The following is an 18,776-nucleotide window of genomic DNA, read 5'->3' on the forward strand; positions in this document are numbered from 1 at the left end:
CGGCCCGCTAGACCGCGTGGCCTCAAGCCCTGTTCACGCTTCGTGAAGACTATGCGCGCCCACCCATCGGCCGCCGTCGGCCAGCGCCCGCGCCGTATCGCGCATCACCACGCGGGCGGCCAGGGCCGCTGGCGAGAGCTCGTCGTCGGAAAGGCTGGCCAGCAGATTGCGGCGCACCAGTCCCGGGTCCGAGATCTGCGCCATCGCCAGGCCGTGCGCCGCCAGGCGGGTGACGGCCGCGCCCGGCTGTATGGTGGCCACCAGTCCGGCGGCCACCGCATCCATCAGCAACGCCAGCGAATCGATCTCCATCGTGACGTCCAGCCCGACCGCCTGGCGGCGCACCGCCGAGGCCAGGACGCTGCGCAGCCCGTGCATGTGCGTGGGCATGGCCAGCGGCAGCCCGGCCAGGCCCGCCAGGCGCACGGTCTTGCGCCGTGGAAAACCCTTGAAGCCCTGGGCTGCGATCACATAGAGGCGCTCCTCGAGCAGCGGGGTCACCGACCACTTGCGGCCCGCATCGTCGTTGAACAGGATCGCCAGGTCGAGCTGGCGGGCATTGAGCATGGCCCCCAGGTGGCCCGAGAGCGATTCCACCAGGTGCAGGCGCACGTCCGGATAGCGCTCGCGCATGGCGAGGATCAGAGGCAGCCCGAGGACGGCCGCCGTGGTCGGCGCCAGGCCCACGCTGACATGGCCGGACAGGCGCGCCTGGCGCGCCGCGCGCGCGGCGGCGTCGATGTTGCGCAGCGCCAGCTGGGCCTGGCGAAAAAACGCGATGCCCGCATCCGTGGGGATGATGCCCGTCGCGGTGCGCTGCAGCAGGCGGGTCGCGAGCTCGGATTCGAGGCGGCTGATCTGCTGGCTGAGCGCCGAGGTCACCACGCCGAGCTCGCGCGCGGCCTTGCCCATGCTGCCTTGCTCGATCGCGCACACGAAGTAGCGCAGTTGGCGGATTTCCATGGATCGATAGTAGCCGAATCTGCGTTAAGGTAAGGGTCTTGCGCCCAGCCCGGGCGCGCCCGTCCGTTCCCGCGCCCTCCATGAAACAGCCCATGCTCCGCCTCGCCCTGACCGCCCTGCTCGTCCTGTCCTGGCCGCTCGTGCCGCAGGCCGGCCAGGCCGAAACAGCCGCCGCCCCTGTCGCGCAGGTCTCCGCGGCACCGACGCCGCCCGCCGGGATCCAGGCGGGCCCGATGGTCCAGGGCGTCAGCGAATACCGCCTGGACAACGGCCTGCGGGTGGTGCTGGCGCCCGATGCCTCGCGCCCCCAGACCACGGTCAACATGACTTACCTCGTGGGATCGCGGCGGGAAGGCCCGGGCGAGACCGGCATGGCGCATCTGCTCGAACACCTGATGTTCCGCGGCACCGAGACCCAGCCCGACGCGCTGGCCGAGTTTTCGCGCCGGGGCCTGGCGGCCAACGGCTCGACCGGCCTGGACGTCACCGACTACTACGCCACCTTTGCCAGCGATCCCGACACCCTGCGCTGGTTCCTCGCCTGGCAGGCGGACGCCATGCGCCACGCGCGCGTCAGCCGCGCCGACCTGGACGCCGAAATGACCGTCGTGCGCAACGAGATGGAGCGCGGCGAGAACAGCGCCTTCGGCTCCGTGCTGCAGCAGACCGTCGCGGCCGCCTACATGTGGCACCCCTACGGCCGCAGCGTGATCGGCGCGCGCTCGGATGTCGAGCACGTCGACATCCCCCGGCTGCGCGCCTTCTACGACCGCTATTACCAGCCCGACAACGCCGTCCTGATCGTCGCCGGCCGCTTCGATCCGGACCAGGTCCTGGCCTGGATCGCGGCGGATTTCGGCCCGATCGCGCGCCCCGAACGCAGCCTGCCCGCCGAATACACGGTCGAACCCGTCCAGCAGGGCGCACGTTCGATCACGCTGCGCCGCCCCGGCGGCAGCCCCCTGGCCCTGGCGCTCTACCACATCCCCGCCGGCCCGGCCCCCGAGGCCGCCGCCCTGTCGATCGGCGCCGACATGCTCGCCGATGCGCCCTCCGGCCCCTTGTACCGCGCGCTGGTCGACGAGGGTCTCGCCAGCAGTGTATTCGGCGATGCGCGGCGCCTGGCGCAGCCCGGCTATGTGGTGTTCGGCGCGCAGGTCCAGCCCGGCGCCGATGCGCACAAGGCACTGGACACCCTGGCCTCCACCCTCGAAGGCCCGGGCATCGACGCCCTGGACCAGGCGGCCCTGGATCGCGTGCGCACCGCCTGGCTGCGGCAATGGAAACAGATCTACAACCAGCCCGGCGCACTGGCTTCCGCGCTGTCGGACGCCGCCGGCTTGGGCGACTGGCGCCTGTTCTTCCTGGTGCGCGACCAGGTCGAGGCCCTGGAGCTGCAACAGGTGCAGGCCCAATTGCATGCCTGGCTGCTGCCCGCCAATCGCACCACCGGGCTCTATCTGCCGACCCCGCAACCGCAGAACCCGCCCCGGGCGGCGGCCGTGGATCTGGATACCCTGCTCGCGCCGCTTGAAACCGGCACCTCGCGCCCCGAGGTCGCCGACTTCGACACCAGCCCCCAGGCCATCGACGCGGCGACGCAGCGGCGGACCGTCGAGATGCCCAACGGCAGCCTGCACCTGGCGCTGCTGCCCAAGCCCACGCCCGGCGATCAGGTCCAGGCCGTGCTGCAGTTGCGCTTCGGATCCGTGGAGCAATTCAAGGGCCTGGGCGTCGTGCCCGCACTGACCTCGACCATGCTGCAGCGCGGCGCGCAGGGCCTGGACCGCCAGCAGATCGAGGACCGGCTCAACGCCCTGGACGCCGAGATCGACATCGACGGCGACGAGAACACCGTGCGCGTCGATATGCAGACCACCCGCGAACACCTGCCCGACTTGATCGGGCTGGTCCTGCGGCTGCTGCGCGAGCCGACCTTCCCGGCCGACGAGCTGGCCAAGATCCGCCGCAGCGTGGCGACCGCCACGGAATTCGCCATGTCGGACCCGGGCTCGCTCGCCGCCAACGCCTTGGAGCGCCACGGCCAGCCCTGGGGTCCGGATGACATCCGCTACACCCCGACCCCGCAGGAAACCCTCGCCGAGGTCGAAGGGGCCACGCGCGAGGATCTGGCGTCCTTCCATGAGCGGTTCTACGGCGCCGGCGACGTGGCCGTGTCCGTCGTGGGGGACTTCGACCCCGAGGCCCTCGAGGCCAGCCTGCGCGCAGGGCTCGAGGGCTGGCGCACGGCGCCGGCCTATACGCGCATCCCGCGCCCCTGGCATGCGGTGCCGGCCCGGGCCTTCCACATTCCCACGCCGGGCAAGGCCAACGCCAATTACCTGGCCACGCTGCCGCTGAAGCTGCAGGATACCGATCCCCGCTATCCCGCCCTCACGGTCGCCAACTACCTGCTGGGCGGATCCGAGGACTCGCGCCTGTGGCAGCGCATCCGCGTGCGCGACGGCCTGTCCTACAGCGTCGGCAGCGCGCTCGACGCCTCGCCCTGGGAGCCGTCCGGTTCGTGGACCTTGTTCGCCAGCATGGCGCCGCAGAACGCCGCCGCGCTGGAATCGGCGGTGCGCGATACGCTGCGCGCGGCACTGCGCGACGGCTTCACCGACGATGAAGTCCGCGATGCGGTGGGTTCATTGCTGAATTTCCAGCAGCTCGGGCTTTCGAGCGATCGCCGCCTGGCGCTGCGCTGGATGCATTACCTGCGCACGGACCGCAGCTTTGACTGGCTGCTGGACTTCCAGGCCAAGCTGCGGGCGCTGGATGCCGAACAGGTGAACGCCGCGCTGCGCGCCACGCTGGATCCCGAGGGCTTCAGCGTGGCGGTGGCGGCGGATCCGGATCCGTCCTAGGAAAAGAAGTTCTTGACCTTGTCGGTCCAGGACTCGCTCTTGGGTGAGTGGCGGTCGCCGCCGTTGCTCAGCGAGGCCTCGAACTGGCGCAGCAGGGCTTTCTGCTCGTCGTTCAGGCGCACCGGGGTTTCCACCGCGATGTGGCAGTACAGATCGCCCGGATAGCTGGAGCGCACGCCCTTGATGCCCTTGCCGCGCAGGCGGAAGGTCTTGCCCGTCTGGGTACCCTCGGGGATGGTGATTTCCCCGCGGCCCGACAGCGTGGGCACCTCCAGGGTGCCGCCCAGCGCCGCCTTGGTGAACGGGATGGTCAATTCGCAGTGCAGGTCCTCGCCATCGCGCTGGAAGATCCCGTGCGGCTTGATGCGGATCTCGACGAACAGGTCGCCCGGCGGCCCGCCGTTCAGGCCCGGTTCGCCGTTGCCCGATGAGCGGATGCGCATGCCGTCGTCGATCCCGGCCGGGATCTTGACCTGCAGGGTCTTGTTCTTGCGGATGCGGCCGACGCCGTCGCAATCGGCGCAGGGATCGGTGATTTCCTTGCCCGAGCCGTGGCAGGTCGGGCAGGTTTGCTGCACACTGAAAAAGCCTTGCTGCATGCGCACCGCCCCGCTGCCGCCGCAGGTGTGGCAGGTGCGCGGCGAGGTGCCGGGCTTGGCGCCCGAACCGTGGCAGGTCTCGCAGGATTCCCAGCTGGGGATGCGGATTTCCGTGTCGAAACCATTGGCGGCCTGCTCGAGGCTGATCTCGAGGTTGTACTTGAGGTCTGCGCCCCGGTAGACCTGCGGCCCGCCGCCGCGGCGCCCGGCGCCGAAGATCTCGCCGAAGATGTCGCCGAAGGCGTCGGCAAAGCCACCGGCGCCGCCCATGCCGGCGCCGGCCGCATTCGGATCGACCCCCGCATGCCCGAAACGGTCGTAGGCCGCGCGCTTTTCCTCGTCGGACAGGACCTCGTAGGCCTCCTTGGCCTCTTTGAACTTGTCCTCGGCTTCTTTGCTGTCCGGATTGCGGTCCGGGTGGTATTTCATGGCCAGCTTGCGGTAGGCCTTGCGGATGTCATCGTCCGAGGCGTTCTTGGCCACCCCGAGGATTTCATAGAAATCGCGTTTTGCCATTGATATTTACGTGCCTGCGCTGCGCAGCTATTGGAAGGAAAGATGCCCGGCGCGGCGCCGAAGCGCCGCAACCGGGCCCGTACGAGGCGTGTCGCGATCAGTCGCGCTTGACTTCCTTGAAGTCCGCATCGACCACGTTGTCATCGGCCGGCTGGGCCGCATCGGCCGACGCCGCGCCCTCGGCCGCCGCCTGGGCCTGCATGTCGGCGTACATCTTTTCGCCGAGCTTCTGCGAGGCCGTGGCAAGCGCCTCGGACTTGGCGTCGATCGCCGCCTTGTCGTCGCCCTTGATGGCGTCCTCGAGATCCTTGATGGCCGCCTCGATCGCGTCCTTTTCCGCTGCTTCGAGCTTGTCGCCGTATTCGGTCAGCGACTTGCGCGTGGCATGCACCAGGCCGTCGGCCTGGTTGCGAGCCTGGGCCAGCTCGGCGATGCGGTGGTCTTCCTCGGCATTGGCCTCGGCGTCCTTGACCATGCGCTCGATCTCGTCCTCGGTCAGGCCGGAGCTGGCCTTGATCGTGATCTTGTTTTCCTTGCCGGTGCCCTTGTCCTTGGCGGACACGTGCAGGATGCCGTTGGCGTCGATGTCGAAGGTCACCTCGATCTGCGGCAGGCCGCGCGGAGCGGGCGGAATGCCCTCGAGGTTGAACTCGCCCAGGGCCTTGTTGCCCGCGGCGACTTCGCGCTCGCCCTGATAGACCTTGATGGTCACGGCCGGCTGGTTGTCGTCGGCCGTCGAGAACACCTGCGAGAACCGCGTCGGGATCGTGGTGTTTTTCTTGATCATCTTGGTCATCACGCCGCCCAGGGTCTCGATGCCCAGCGACAGCGGGGTCACGTCCAGCAGCAGCACGTCCTTGCGGTCGCCCGAGAGCACGGAGCCCTGGATGGCGGCGCCGGCGGCGACGGCCTCATCGGGGTTCACGTCCTTGCGCGGATCGCGGCCGAAGAATTCCTTGACCTTTTCCTGGACCTTGGGCATGCGCGTCATGCCGCCCACCAGGATCACGTCGTCGATGTCGGACACCTTGACGCCGGCGTCCTTGATGGCGATGCGGCAGGGCTCGATCGTGCGCTCGATCAGCTCCTCGACCAGGGCCTCGAGCTTGGAGCGAGTGATCTTGATGTTCAGGTGCTTGGGGCCGGAGGCGTCGGCCGTGATGTACGGCAGGTTGATCTCGGTCTGCTGCGTCGAGGACAGTTCGATCTTGGCCTTTTCGGCGGCTTCTTTCAGGCGCTGCAGGGCCAGCACGTCCCTGGACAGGTCCGCGCCGGATTCCTTCTTGAATTCGCCGATGATGTAGTCGATGATGCGCTGGTCGAAGTCCTCGCCGCCCAGGAAGGTGTCGCCGTTGGTCGACAGCACCTCGAACTGCTTTTCGCCGTCCACGTCGGCGATCTCGATGATGGACACGTCGAACGTGCCGCCGCCCAGGTCATAGACGGCGATCTTGCGGTCGCCCTTTTCCGCCTTGTCCAGGCCGAAGGCCAGGGCCGCCGCGGTGGGCTCGTTGATGATGCGCTTGACCTCGAGGCCGGCGATGCGCCCGGCATCCTTGGTGGCCTGGCGCTGGCTGTCGTTGAAGTACGCCGGCACCGTGATCACGGCCTCGGTGACTTCCTCGCCCAGGTAGTCCTCGGCGGTCTTTTTCATCTTGCGCAGAATGTCGGCCGAGATCTGCTGCGGCGCGAGCTTCTTGTCCTGGGCTTCGACCCAGGCGTCGCCGTTGTCGGCCTTGATGATGCGGTAGGGCATCAGGTCGATGTCCTTTTGCACGGCCTTCTCGTCGAACTTGCGGCCGATCAGGCGCTTGACCGCGAACAGGGTGTTCTTGGGATTGGTGACGGCCTGGCGCTTGGCCGGCGCGCCCACGAGGATTTCACCGTCGGGCATGTAGGCGACGATGGAGGGCGTGGTGCGCGTGCCCTCGGAGTTTTCGATGATCTTGACCTTGCCGCCTTCCAGCACTGACACGCAGCTGTTGGTGGTGCCCAGGTCGATACCGATGATCTTGCTCATGTTTGCGGATCCTGTCGATGATTGGATGAATGGGGTGGTGATCCACCGATGGCTCTAATGTGGGGGTGCCTGGCGCGATTTCAAGCGAAGCGCGCCGGGTCCGTGCCGGAATCAGGCGGTGTCGGCGGGGCCGGCCGACACCATGACCAGCGCCGGGCGCAACACGCGGTCGGCCAGCAGGTAGCCTTTCTGCAGTGTCTGGGCGACGGTGCCCTGCGGGTGTTCGGAAGCCACGTTGGAGATCGCCTGGTGGCGGTGCGGATCAAAGACATCGCCGGCAGCGGGGGCGATCTCGCGCATCTGGTTGCGCTCGAAGGCGCCGTTCAACTGGCGCAGGGTGGCCTCGACGCCCTCCTGCCAGGCCTCGGCGGTCTGCCCGGCCTGCGCCAGGGCCGCCTCGAGGCTGTCACGCACCGGGATCAGGCTTTCGGCAAAGGACTCGATGCCGAACTTGCGGGCCTTGGCGACGTCCTCCTGGGCGCGGCGCCGGACGTTCTCGACCTCGGCGTGGGCGCGCAGCAACTGATCGTGATACTGGGCGACCTTGGCCTCGGCGTCGGCCAGCAGGGCCGCCAAGTCCTCGCCCGCCTCTGCGGGCGCGGCACCTTCGGCAGCCGCGTCCTCGGGGCCGGGCCGGCTGTCGGGTATCGGTTTATCTTGGGGATCCAGGTCTTGCTCGGATGCCGACATACGGGGAGTCTCCACTACGGATAGAACGATGGACGAAAAACGATGTTAGTGGACATGGGGGCGTCCGCGCGGATTTCAAGACCCCTTTTACAGCCAGCCGCCCAGATCGCGGACAATCAGGTCCGCATAGGCGCGCGCCCACGCCGGCCGCGCGTTCAGGCAAGGCACGTAGCGGAACGCGCGGCCGCCCGCGCCGAGGAAGGCCTCGCGGCACTGCATGTCGATTTCCTCGAGGGTCTCCAGGCAGTCGGCGACAAAGCCCGGGCACATCACGTCGACGGTGCCCACGCCCTCGCGGGCCCAGTCCCGCAGGGTGGGCAGCGTGTACGGCTGCAGCCAGGGCGCCGCCCCGAAACGGCTTTGGAAGGCCACGTGCAGGCGGGATCCGTCCGCGCCCAGGCGTTCGCGCAGCCGCTGGGCGGTGGCCAGGCATTCCCGGAAATAGGGATCGCCCTGGCGCACGGACGCCTCGGGCAAGCCATGGAAGCTGAGCAGCACGCGATCGGGCACGCCCGCCTGCGCCCAGTGCTCGCGCAGGGACTCGTGCAGCGCCTCGATGTAGGCGGGTTCCTGCGGAAAGGATGCCATGGCGCGCAGTGCCGGCTGGCGGCGCAGGCGGGCGAGGTACGCGCAGGTGGCATCGACCGCGGTGGCCGTGGTGCTGGCGGCGTACTGGGGATACATGGGAGCCACGAGGATGCGGCCGCAGCCCGCCGAGCGCAGCGCGTCGACGCCCTCGGCGATCGAGGGGTTCCCGTAGCGCATCGCCAGGTGCACGCGCACATCCAGGCCGCGCCCCGCCAATTCCGCGGCCACCGCGTCGGCCAGATCACGGCTGTACACCAGCAGCGGCGAGCCGCGCTCGAGCCAGATGTCCCGGTATTTGGGCGCCACCGCCGCCGGCCGGCGGGTGAGCACGAACAGGCGCAGGATCACCTGCCACAACAGCGGGGGCAGCTCGACCACCCGCGGATCCGACAGGAACTGGCCCAGGTAGCGGCGCACCGCCGCGGCGGTGGGCTCGTCGGGTGTTCCCAGGTTGATCATCAACACCCCCACGGGACCCGGCCCGGTATCGGGAACCTCGAGATTCAGGGCCTGGGGGTTCGGGGGTTCGGACAGGTAGCGGGGCATGGGCAAAGGACTGGCGGGTACGTGCGGAGAATGTGGTGCGGGATGGGGCGCGCGGCCCCGCCGCCTCAGGGGGATGCGTGGCTGAGGGCGTTGGACAGCATGCGGGCGGTGAGGTCCACGATGGGGATGACGCGTTCGTAGGCCATACGCGAGGGGCCGATCACGCCCAGCGTGCCGACGACCTTGCCGTCCGCGCCATAGGGCGCCGTGATGACCGAGACGTCCTCCAGAGGCACCAGGCGCGAGTCGCCGCCGATGTAGATCTGGACCCCCTGGGCCTGGCTGGAGACGTCCAGCAGGTGCAGGAGTTCGGTCTTGTGCTCGAACAGGGCGAACAGGCGGCGCAGGCGGTCCATGTCGGCGGTCATCTCGGAGATCCCGAGGAGCTTGCCCTCGCCCGAGATCACCACCGCGTCGTCCTCGGAGGCCTCGGTGCTGGTGCCGGCCTCGACGGCCGCCTGCATCAGCCGTGAGATGTCGGTCTGCAGGGAAGACAGCTCGTTGGCCAGGGACAGGCGGACCTCGTGGAACGAGCGCCCCGAAAAGTTGCGGTTGAAGAAATTGCTGGCCTCGAGGAGTTCGACCTCGGTGTATTCGCGGGTGACGAACAGGATGCGGTTCTGGACGTCGCCATCGGGCGTGACGATGATCAGCAGTACGCGGCGGTCGGACAGGCGGATGAACTCGATGTGGCGAAACACCTGGGAGCGCTTGGGCGTCAGCACCACGCCGGCGAATTGCGACAGATTGGACAGCAGCGAGGCGGCGGCGGTCACGGCGCGGCCGGGCTCGGACGCCGGCAGGAATTCCTGCATGCGCGCCGCGGGTTCCAAGTCGTAGGGCTGGACCGTCAGCAGGGTGTCCACGAACATGCGGTAGCCGCGCGGCGTGGGCACCCGGCCGGCCGAGGTATGGGGGCTGTGGATCAGGCCCAGGTCCTCGAGATCGGCCATCACGTTGCGGATGGTCGCCGGCGACAGGTCGAACATCTTGGAAAGCGTGCGCGAGCCCACCGGCTGGCCATCGTCGATGTAGCGTTCGATCAGCGCCTTGAGCAGCGCCTTGGCTCTGTCATCCATGTGCTGTCCCAGTGCGGGGGCCCGTCCTGCGGTCACTACGGCAGCGCCGCACCGGGCATCCCCCTATAATCGGATTCTGCCCTATTATTCCATTAATCGGCGAGGTATTCCGTCCCATGCACTTCAAGACCGTGGCCATCGTGGGCCGATACCAGGACAGCGGGCTGGACGCGCCGCTGCGCCGGCTGGCCGGCACCCTGCGCCACGCCGGCTGCGACGTGCTGATCGAGGCCGACACGGGACGCAACACCGGGGTCGCCGAATATCCCCTCGCCTCGTTCGAGGACATCGGCCGGCGCGCCGACCTGGCCGTCATCATGGGCGGCGACGGCACCATGCTGGGCGCCGCCCGCCGCCTGGCCACCAGCGGCGTGTCCATGATCGGCATCAACCACGGCCGCCTGGGCTTCATCACCGACATCCCCCTGGACAGCGCCGACGAGGCCGTCGCCAGCATCCTCAACGGCGGCTACGAACCCGACGAGCGCATCCTGCTCGAGGGCCGGGTGATGCGCGGCACCGAGGAAATGTACTCGGGTCTGGCCCTGAACGACGTCATCATCAACCGCGCCGGGCGCGGCGGCATGATCGAGCTGCGCGTCCAGTTCAACGGCACATTCATGTACAGCCAGCGCGCCGACGGCCTGATCATCGCCACGCCCACCGGGTCGACGGCCTATGCGCTGTCGGCCAACGGCCCCATCCTGCATCCGCAGGTCGAGGCCCTGGTGCTGGTGCCCGTGGCGCCGCAGACGCTGTCCAACCGCCCGATCGCCCTGCCCGACGACGGCGTGCTCAACATCACCATCCGGGCCTTGGGCCGGGTCGAATCGGGCGCCAGCATCCACTTCGACATGCAGACCTGGTCGAACTGCCAGGAGGGCGACCGCATCGACGTACGCCGCAGCCCGCACCGGGTGCGCTTCCTGCACCCCACGGGCTACAGCTATTTTTCCACCCTGCGCAGCAAGCTCAACTGGAACCGCATGCTGCAGCCCTGGCACGACCCCGACACCGATACCGACACCGACTAGGGCCCGTCACGACATGCTGCGCGAGCTGCACATCAACGACTTCGTCATCGTCACCCGGGCCAGCCTGGATTTCGAGGCCGGCTTCACGGTGTTTTCGGGCGAGACCGGCGCAGGCAAATCCATCCTCATCGACGCCCTGTCCCTCGCCCTGGGCGAGCGCGGCGAGGCCGCGCTGCTGCGCGAGGGCGCCCAGCGCACCGACATCAGCGCGCTGTTCGACGCCCCCGAGGCGGTCGGCGCGTGGCTGGCCGAACAATCGCTGGACGGGCCGGAGCTCATCCTGCGTCGCGTCATCGACCGCCAGGGCCGCAGCAAGGCCTACATCAACGGCACGCCCGCGACCCTCGCCCAATTGCGCGAGGTCGGCGCCTTGCTGGTCGACATCCACGGGCAGCATGCCCACCAAAGCCTGCTGCGGGCCGCCAGCCAGCGCGAGCTGCTGGACGCGCAGGGCGGCCACCAGGCGCTGGCGCGAACGGTGGCCGGGGCCTGGCAGGACTGGCGCGCGGCGGAATCCGCCCTCGAGGATGCGCGGCGCAACGCCGAGGACCTGGCCCAGGCCCGCGAGCGCCTGGCCGGCGACCTCGCCGTCCTGGACGAGATCGACCCCCAGCCCGGCCAATGGCAGGACCTGTGCGCGCACCAGGCGCGCCTCGCCCACGCCCAGGCCCTGCTGGAAGGCGCCGGCCAGGCCATCGAGGCCCTGGACGGCGAACAGGGCTCCGCCGCCCAGGCCCTGTACGCCGCGCGGCATGCGCTCCAGCCCCTGCTGCGTCACGATCCCGCCCTGGACGAATTCTGCCAGGCCATCGAATCCGCGCGCATCGTCTGCGCCGAGGCCGTGTCCGGCCTCGCGGCGTACATCGACCGGCTCGAACCCGATCCCGATGCCCTATCCCGTGCTGAGCAGCGCATGACGCGCATGTTCGACGCGGCGCGGCGCTTCCACACCGAGCCCGAAGCCCTGCCGGAACTGCACGAACGGTTGCGCGAGCAGGCCCGCGCCGGCGAGGCCGCGCTCGATCTCGAGGCCCTCGAGGACGCCCGCCGGGCGGCCGAGGCCCGCTACCGGCAGGCGGCGACCGAGCTCGGCCAGGCGCGCGCCGCCACCGCCCACCATCTGGGCAACGAGGTCGGGCGCGCCATGCAGGCCCTGGCCATGGCGGGCGGCACCTTCGAGGTCGCCCTGCACGAGACCAAGCCCGGCCCACACGGCCTGGAGTCCGTCGAATTCCTGGTGTCCGGCCATGCCGGCGTACCGCCGCGGCCGCTGGCCAAGGTCGCCTCGGGCGGCGAACTCGCCCGCATCTCGCTGGCGCTGTCGGTGATCGCCAGCCGCGCGGCGCGGGTGCCCACGCTGATCTTCGACGAAGTCGACGCCGGCATCGGCGGCGCCGTGGCCGAGGTCGTGGGCCGCCTGCTGCGGGAATTGGGCGAGCGCCACCAGGTGCTGTGCGTGACCCATCTGCCGCAGGTCGCCGCCTGTGCGGCACACCATTTCCAGGTCAGCAAGTCGACCACGGAAGGCGCCACCTCGACGGCGATCCTGGCGCTGGACGAAGCCGCCCGCGTCGACGAGATCGCCCGGATGCTGGGCGGGCTGACGATCACCGACACCACCCGCAAGCACGCGCGGGAGATGCTGGGAACCTAGGGCCGGGCATCCGGCGGGGTCAACGCCGGACGTGCCATCCGGTTATTTGGTCGCGCACTTGGGACAAATGCCGTACAGCATGACGGTATGGCTTTCGAGCGTAAAGCCATTGTCCTTGGCGATGCGATGCTGGCGCTTTTCGATCTCGGGGTCCGAGAATTCCACCACCGTGCCGCAATTGGTGCAGATCAGGTGGTCGTGGTGATCCCCGTCGTTGAGTTCGAACACCGCCTTGCCGCCGTCGAACTGGCTGCGCATCAGGATGCCGGCCTGTTCGAACTGGGTCAGGACGCGGTATACGGTGGCCAGGCCGATGTCGACATCCTCGGCGATCAGGGCGCGATAGATATCCTCGGCACTGTGGTGCCGGTCTTCCGCCTTGCGGAATATGTCGAGGATCTTGAGGCGAGGAAAAGTCGCCTTCAAACCCATGTTTTTGAGTTCAAGCTGGTCGTTCATGGTTGAAGTATCCCGGGTAATGCCCTGGAAGGCAAGCCGCCCAAAATCCCCCGGCGCATGCACGGGTGCGGTCCGCGCTATGATGCGCAAGTTCGAATACCTTTATGATAGCGGTTTTAGGGGGTTCCAACCGTACTCCCACACTTCGACACAGGGAAGATTTGTGCGAATCCTAGCCACCGAACACCTACGCCGGATCCAGGTCTGCCTGGTCGCGGGCATCATGGCGGCCACGCTCTCGGCCTGCGGCTCGACCAACTGGGGCTTTCCCTATCGGGCGACCATCCAGCAAGGCAACTGGATCACCACCGAACAAATCGCCCAGCTCGAGGTCGGCATGACGCGCGACCAGGTGCGCTTCATCCTGGGCACGCCGACCCTGCAGGACGCCCTGCACGCCGACCGCTGGGATTACCCCTATTACAACCAGCCGGGCTACGGCAAGGATGAGCTGCGCAAGTTCACCGTCTGGTTCGAACACGACCAGCTCGTGCGCTGGTCCGGCGATCCGCAACCCGACCGCCAGCCCTTCCAGAAGGCCGACAGCGGCAAGGACGCCATCAGCCCCGATGGCGCCGCCGGCCAGGATGCGGCGAACGCGCCGGCGGGCGACACAGGCCCGGACGCGTCAAAGGAGTAAACCAATGCGTATTGCCATCGCGGGCGCCGGAGGGCGCATGGGCCGCATGCTGATCGAGGCCGTGCTGGACACCGCCGATTTGCGACTGACCGTTGCGTTGGAGCGCCCGGGCGCGGCCTCGCTGGGAGAGGACGCCGGCGCCTTCCTCGGGCGCGACACCGGCGTGCGGACCACCGACGACCTGGACGCGCTGGCCGGCGCCGATTGCCTGATCGACTTCACCCGCCCCGAGGGCACCCTCGCCCACCTCGAGGCCTGCGTGCGCCACGGCGTCAAGGCCGTCATCGGCACCACGGGCCTGGACGCGGCCGGCAAGCAGGCCATACGCGCCGCCAGCCAAAAGACCGCCATCGTGTTCGCGCCCAACATGAGCGTCGGCGTCAACGCCACGCTGAAACTGCTGGACATGGCCGCGCGCCTGCTCAACAGCGGCTACGACGTCGAGGTCTTCGAGGCCCACCACCGCAACAAGGTCGACGCCCCGTCGGGCACCGCCCTCGCCATGGGCGAGGCCGTCGCCCGCGCCTGGGGCGTGTCCCTCGACGAGGTCGCCGACTGGGCGCGCCACGGCAACACCGGCGTGCGCGAGACCGGCCACATCGGGTTCTCGGTGGTGCGAGGCGGCGACATCGTCGGCGACCACACCGTGTATTTCTGCGGCACCGGCGAGCGCATCGAGATCACCCACCGCTCCAGCAGCCGCGCCACCTACGCCCAGGGCAGCCTGCGGGCCGCGCGCTACCTCGCACGCAAGGAATTCGGCCTGTTCGACATGCAGGACGTCCTGGCGACCTGAGCGCCTCAGTCCAGCAGCACAGGTTCCCTTTCCAGCGCCACCCCGAACCGCGCGAGCACGTCCTCGCGCACGGCCTCGGACAGGCGCAGCACGTCGTCCGCCGCCGCCCCGCCGTGATTGACCAGCACCAGCGCCTGGCGCTCATGCATGCCCACCGGCCCCAGGCGCCTGCCCTTCCAGCCTGCCTGTTCGATCAGCCAGCCGGCCGCGAGCTTCAGGCCGCCATCGGCCTGCGCATACATGGGCAGGCCCGGGAATCGCGCACGCAGATCCTCGGCCACCGCCGCCGGCACCACCGGATTCTTGAAGAAACTGCCCGCATTGCCCAGCACGGCGGGATCGGGCAACTTGCGCCGGCGGACGGCGCAGACCGCATCGAACACCGCGCGTGGCGTCGCCGCCCCGGCCAGCGCCGGATGCGATCGCAAGTCCGGATAATCCAGCACCGGCCGCCACGTCTTGGGCAGGCGAAAGCGCACCGCCAGAATCAGCCAGCGCCCGGCCCCCATCCGCTTGAACAGGCTGTCGCGATAGGCGAAGCCGCAGTCCCCGGGCGCCAAGTCCACCCGCCGCCCCGCCGGGATATCCCAGGCCGTCACGCCCGCCAGGCGCTGGTCCAGCTCCAGCCCGTAGGCGCCGATGTTCTGCACCGGCGCAGCGCCCACCGTCCCCGGAATCAGCGCCAGGTTCTCGAGCCCCGGCCAGCCGCGGCGCAGACATTCGTCCACGAACGCATGCCAGGACTCGCCGGCGGCGGCCTCCACCTCCCAGGCCTCATCATCCTCGCGCAGCAGGCGGACGCCACGCAGCTCGACCCGGGCCACCAGGTGGCGCGGGCGCTCGCGCATCACCACATTGCTGCCGCCCCCCAGCACGAAAACCTCGCGCCCCGCGTCGGCCAGCGCACTGAGCGCCAGGGCGTGCGCCTCGTCCCGGATGCGGAGCACGGCGGCGCGCGCCGGCAGGCCCAGCGTATTGCTGCTGCGGAGGTCCTGTTCGGTGATGTCCGGCGCCATGCGCATCCCAGTTTGCGGCAAAAACGTAAGCATAACGCGGGGATGCGGTGGGACGCCTGGCGGATGCCGCCAGGCGCGTTTGACAGGCCTGGCGTCGCGCGTGCTAGAATTCGCCTCCTTGCATCGGTGACGATGGTTTTCCCGGTCCTTGCCGCAGCCTTGCAGGCGGCGGAAATGGGGTTCCTGGGAAGGCCGAAGTGGTCAAGGTTTTCTTGACAGACGTCGGAATCGGCATTAGAATGCAGGGCTTAGCTTGATAGCTAACGCGGGAATAGCTCAGTTGGTAGAGCGCAACCTTGCCAAGGTTGAGGTCGCGAGTTCGAGACTCGTTTCCCGCTCCAAGTTATGATCTACAGACTTCTACTTACGTCTGTAAGTCGTTGAAAAGAGGGGCTTCGGCCCCTTTTTTCATTCCAGCGAGCGCCACGGAAATCCACCCACAGCCAGCCTTTTTTAGGCGCCAATCTAGGCACAGGAATACGGGTGAGGCGGCTTCCGGATAGTTGCTGGGACTGAGCGGGGACCATGACGAGCATAGGGCCTAAGTCATTACTTAGGAGCCTCGAAATGGCACTCTCTGATCTGATCGTCCGGCAGGCTAAGACCACCGGCAAACGCTACACCCTCTACGATAACGACTGCCTGAGCCTGATGGTCTCTGTCGCAGGCGGCAAGTCGTGGATATTCCGCTACTCCTGGCTGGGCAAGCAAAAGCGCATGGCCCTGGGCGGCTATCCCGCCATCAGTCTGCGCGAGGCCCGCGCCGAGCGGGACAAGGCCCAGGCCCTGCTCGCCAGGGGGATCGATCCCCAAATCGAACGCGATCAGCGTCGGCATGCGGCCAAGCTGGCCGGCGAATACACCTTCAAGAACGTCTTCGATGCCTGGGTCGAGCATCGCCGCAAGGAACTCAAGGAAGGCCGCCAAAGTACGCTTTCGCAGATCCTGCGTATCTTCAACAAGGACGTGCTACCCACCCTGGGGAAGATGTCCATCTACGACATTCGCCGGCCCCAGCTCCTGGGCGTCCTGGCGGCGATCGAGAAGCGCAAGGCGTTCACCACCGCCGAGAAGGTCCGTACCTGGTTCAACCAGATGTTCCGCTATGCCCTGGTCATCGCCGAGGGGCTGGAGGTCAACCCGGCCGCCGACCTGGACGTGGTGGCCGAACCCAAGCCTCCGGTGGCCCACAATCCTTATCTCCATCTGCCCGAGATGCCCGAGTTCCTTCAGAAGCTCCGGCTCTACAACCCGCGCGGCTGGCAGACTCAGCTTGGCGTCCGGCTACTGTTCCTGACGGGGGTACGCACGGGCGAACTGCGGTTGGCCGAACCTGAACAGTTCGACCTTGACCGCGGCCTGTGGATCATTCCGCCGCAGGTCGTCAAGCAGCTCCAGGACGAAATGCGCAAGGCTGGCAAGCGGCCGCAGGACGTGCCGCCCTACATCGTGCCACTGTCCCTGCAGGCCATCGAGATCGTGCGCTACCTCTTGGGCGTGATGCGGCCGGCGCAGAAGTACCTGCTGTCGCATCGCAGTGAACTCAAGAAACGCATCAGCGAGAACACCCTCAACAAGGCAGTGCAGTTCATGGGCTATGAGGGGCGCCTGACCGGCCACGGCATTCGCGGCACCATCTCGACGGCGCTCAACGAGATCGGCTACCCGAAGATTTGGGTGGATGCGCAGCTTTCGCACTCCGACCCCAACAAGGTGAGTTCGGCCTACAACCACGCCAAGTACGTGGAACCGCGCCGCCGCATGATGCAGGACTGGGCTGATCGCCTCGACCTGCTCGAACAGGGCCAAGTGGAAGCCGCGAGCGCGCACCTGACTATCCGTATCGACGGGGTGCCGGCGATGGCGGAAGTGGAGGAAGCAGTGGGCGCGCCTCCCACGATGATCGAGCCCGCTTCTCCCAGCGTCCCACCCGTGGTGGCCACGCCTATTGTCGTGACCCCGAACAGTGGCGGGATCACGTTCCAGCGGCTGTCGCAGGTGCCGCCGCCTCCGACCCACGCACCGGAGCCGGAAATCTCCGCAATCCAGCGCGAGCGCGAGGAAATGCTGGCCATGTACGAGTCACCGAACAATCTGCCGGTCCCCCTGTTCGGCAAGCTGGCCGGGAAGTCCAAGGACCAGATCAACCGCGAGCTGAAGGCGGGCAAGCTGCTATCCATCAGCCTGGGCAATCGGGGGCAGCGTGTTCCCGACTGGCAATTGGTGCCGCTCAAGCACAAGCTGGCCCGAGTGCTCATGACCCAGTGCCCGCAGGCGGATTCGTGGGAGCTTTACCGCATGTTGACCCGGCCACATCCGGACCTGGGCGACCGCGCCGCCATCGATATGGTGACGCCGAGCAACCTGGGTGTGGTCGTCCAGGTCATCACAGGCAGCCAACAGGATGCGGATGCTCCCGAGGCTATCTCGCCGCGGCCTGTTCCCGACGAGGTTCGGCAGAGCGTTCGCCGGCTGATGGATAGCGCTGCGGTGCTTGAAGGGGCTTAAACGTCGGCACTATAAGACCCAATGGCCGGGGTTGCCCCGGCCATTGGCTGCCGGCTCAGGCTACGCTCGCTCGGGCGACCTGTAGCGCTCTCCGCTCGAACCGCTCAGACACAGGGTTGACGTGTCCGCTGGGTCGCTGCAGGTGCGTCACGACTTCGTAAGGGCCATCGGATAGCGCTCGCATCCCGATTCCCCATCCAGAAGCTCGTTGGATGCGGGGCTGTGCGGACAGCCCGATGCCATAGCCGGCCGCGACCCAGAGCGCCATCATCTCGAAGGAAGTCACGCGCTGAATGTTCTGCTCGTCCACGGGCACGAGGGCAGATAGCCGCTGATCCAGCAGGGGGCAGGTTTCTGCTTGCCAGCGAAACACAGGATAGTGCACCAACTCGGCGCTCGTGAGCTTGGTATGGGCGAGCAACGGGGAGCACAGCGGCACGGCGACAGCCATGTTCTCGGTCCACAACGGTTGACTCGCTAGAGACGGATCATTCAATCCCTGAAGCGTCACCCCTGCGTCGTAGCGGCCTTCTCGAAGGCCCTCATACAGATCGTCGCCCGTGACTTCAAAAATTGCGAGGGTGATGTCTGGCTCTTCCGCGCGTTGTAGCGCAAATAGCTGCGAAAGTTGCGATGACGGTACGCCCGGCGCGATAGCAAGCCTGAAGCGGGATAACTGGCTGGTGGCGTCGTGCATAAGAGCCCCCAATAAGCAATCGGGTTAAAAAGGCGAGCCAACATGATAACCAAAAGAGTTAAGTTTAACGTGGTTAAGTTTCATTGATTGCTTGACGCTTCTGC

General features: G+C 67.7%; 15 protein-coding genes and 1 tRNA gene. 7 read left to right on the forward strand and 9 right to left on the reverse strand.

What is annotated here, in order from left to right; all coding sequences use genetic code 11:
• Positions 1-33: 33 nt before the first annotated feature.
• Positions 34-963 carry a LysR family transcriptional regulator gene (locus OOZ48_RS10750; RefSeq protein WP_269498146.1) on the reverse strand — a complete coding sequence of 310 codons (930 nt, stop codon included), beginning with the start codon at positions 961-963 and terminating at the stop codon, positions 34-36.
• A 92-nt stretch (positions 964-1,055) separates the two neighbouring features.
• On the opposite strand from OOZ48_RS10750, the gene OOZ48_RS10755 reads away from it, so the two are divergent.
• Positions 1,056-3,830: a M16 family metallopeptidase gene (locus OOZ48_RS10755; protein WP_269498148.1), complete on the forward strand. Its 2,775-nt coding sequence runs from the start codon at positions 1,056-1,058 to the stop codon at positions 3,828-3,830.
• Here the strand turns inward: OOZ48_RS10755 and dnaJ are convergent.
• From dnaJ to hrcA, 5 genes are all read right to left on the reverse strand, one after another.
• Entirely contained in the window at positions 3,827-4,945 is a 1,119-nt protein-coding gene (gene dnaJ, locus OOZ48_RS10760) for a molecular chaperone DnaJ (protein WP_269498150.1), read from the reverse strand. The genes OOZ48_RS10755 and dnaJ overlap by 4 nt on opposite strands.
• A 97-nt stretch (positions 4,946-5,042) precedes the next feature.
• Entirely contained in the window at positions 5,043-6,965 is a 1,923-nt protein-coding gene (gene dnaK, locus OOZ48_RS10765; RefSeq protein ID WP_269498154.1) for a molecular chaperone DnaK, read from the reverse strand.
• Between the two features lie 111 nt (positions 6,966-7,076).
• Positions 7,077-7,634 carry a nucleotide exchange factor GrpE gene (grpE, locus tag OOZ48_RS10770; protein WP_442867572.1) on the reverse strand — a complete coding sequence of 186 codons (558 nt, stop codon included), beginning with the start codon at positions 7,632-7,634 and terminating at the stop codon, positions 7,077-7,079.
• Positions 7,635-7,742: 108 nt separating this feature from the next.
• Positions 7,743-8,789 (reverse strand): ferrochelatase, encoded by a 1,047-nt coding sequence (gene hemH, locus OOZ48_RS10775; protein WP_269498157.1) that lies wholly within the window; start codon positions 8,787-8,789, stop codon positions 7,743-7,745.
• 65 nt (positions 8,790-8,854) lie between these two features.
• Positions 8,855-9,868, reverse strand: coding sequence for a heat-inducible transcriptional repressor HrcA (gene hrcA, locus OOZ48_RS10780; protein ID WP_269498158.1), 1,014 nt, complete (start codon positions 9,866-9,868; stop codon positions 8,855-8,857).
• A gap of 116 nt (positions 9,869-9,984) precedes the next feature.
• Here hrcA and OOZ48_RS10785 point away from each other — a divergent pair, with 116 nt between their 5' ends.
• Complete coding sequence (locus tag OOZ48_RS10785; RefSeq protein WP_269498159.1) at positions 9,985-10,902, forward strand: NAD kinase; 918 nt, start codon at positions 9,985-9,987, stop codon at positions 10,900-10,902.
• A 13-nt stretch (positions 10,903-10,915) separates the two neighbouring features.
• Positions 10,916-12,556, forward strand: coding sequence for a DNA repair protein RecN (gene recN / locus OOZ48_RS10790; protein ID WP_269498160.1), 1,641 nt, complete (start codon positions 10,916-10,918; stop codon positions 12,554-12,556).
• Between the two features lie 42 nt (positions 12,557-12,598).
• On the opposite strand, the gene fur is transcribed toward recN, so the two are convergent.
• On the reverse strand, positions 12,599-13,015 hold the full coding sequence (fur, locus tag OOZ48_RS10795) for a ferric iron uptake transcriptional regulator (RefSeq protein ID WP_269498161.1): 417 nt from the start codon (positions 13,013-13,015) through the stop codon (positions 12,599-12,601).
• A 223-nt stretch (positions 13,016-13,238) separates the two neighbouring features.
• Here fur and OOZ48_RS10800 point away from each other — a divergent pair, with 223 nt between their 5' ends.
• Positions 13,239-13,655, forward strand: a complete 417-nt coding sequence (locus OOZ48_RS10800) for an outer membrane protein assembly factor BamE (protein WP_442867573.1) — start codon at positions 13,239-13,241, stop codon at positions 13,653-13,655.
• Positions 13,656-13,659: 4 nt separating this feature from the next.
• On the forward strand, positions 13,660-14,451 hold the full coding sequence (dapB, locus tag OOZ48_RS10805; protein ID WP_269498162.1) for a 4-hydroxy-tetrahydrodipicolinate reductase: 792 nt from the start codon (positions 13,660-13,662) through the stop codon (positions 14,449-14,451).
• Positions 14,452-14,456: 5 nt separating this feature from the next.
• Here dapB and murB read toward each other — a convergent pair whose 3' ends face one another.
• Positions 14,457-15,473: a UDP-N-acetylmuramate dehydrogenase gene (gene murB, locus OOZ48_RS10810; RefSeq protein ID WP_269498163.1), complete on the reverse strand. Its 1,017-nt coding sequence runs from the start codon at positions 15,471-15,473 to the stop codon at positions 14,457-14,459.
• Positions 15,474-15,732: 259 nt separating this feature from the next.
• On the opposite strand from murB, the gene OOZ48_RS10815 reads away from it, so the two are divergent.
• Positions 15,733-15,808, forward strand: a tRNA-Gly gene (locus OOZ48_RS10815).
• Between the two features lie 226 nt (positions 15,809-16,034).
• The gene (locus OOZ48_RS10820) at positions 16,035-17,975 is read left to right on the forward strand and encodes a tyrosine-type recombinase/integrase (RefSeq protein ID WP_269498164.1); all 1,941 of its coding nucleotides are present in this window, start codon (positions 16,035-16,037) and stop codon (positions 17,973-17,975) included.
• Between the two features lie 55 nt (positions 17,976-18,030).
• On the opposite strand, the gene OOZ48_RS10825 is transcribed toward OOZ48_RS10820, so the two are convergent.
• Positions 18,031-18,672, reverse strand: coding sequence for a substrate-binding domain-containing protein (locus OOZ48_RS10825; RefSeq protein ID WP_269498165.1), 642 nt, complete (start codon positions 18,670-18,672; stop codon positions 18,031-18,033).
• Positions 18,673-18,776 lie beyond the last annotated feature (104 nt).

Origin of the sequence: Castellaniella sp. S9, assembly GCF_027257175.1 — a bacterium.
GTDB lineage: Bacteria > Pseudomonadota > Gammaproteobacteria > Burkholderiales > Burkholderiaceae_B > Castellaniella.